Below are 457 nucleotides of genomic sequence, written 5' to 3'. Positions count from 1 at the left end.
CTTATTTCGCCAATTTATTTAGTGCGTTGTTCACTTTTATAGCTGTCATCTATTTTACCTCGAAGATGGCATATAATACCGAAATTATTGCAATCCTTAGTAGTGGTGTAAGTTTTAGACGGTTGATGTTTCCTTATTTTATTTCCGCATTGATTATAGGCTTATTTTCTTTTTTGATGAGTAATTATGTAATTCCTCCGGCAAATAAAAAGCGATTGGATTTTACGGATACTTATATTCGGAAGCGTTTTGTAAATAGGGAAAGAAATATACATCGGCAAATAGAACCAGGTATTTTTGTTTACATGATTAACTGGGAAACATCAAGCAAGTCTGGTTATAAGTTTGCTTTGGAGAAATTCGATGGTAAAACCTTAGTTTCTAAGCTTACCTCCAGATCGATTAGGTGGAATGAAAAAAAGAAGAAATGGACTGTTAGTGATTATTTTATACGCAA

1 protein-coding gene is annotated in these 457 nt (G+C 32.8%); it reads left to right on the top strand.

Annotated features, from left to right (window positions below):
• Nucleotides 1–457 (top strand): LptF/LptG family permease (locus tag D0S45_20855; GenBank protein TIH04832.1); only part of this gene is annotated, 457 nt, incomplete at both ends.

It is taken from the genome of Marinifilum sp. JC120, from assembly GCA_004923195.1.
Classification (GTDB): Bacteria; Desulfobacterota; Desulfovibrionia; order Desulfovibrionales; family Desulfovibrionaceae; genus Maridesulfovibrio.
The sequence above is the reverse complement of the archived record's forward strand: the minus strand, read 5'-3'. Positions and strand labels throughout refer to the sequence as shown.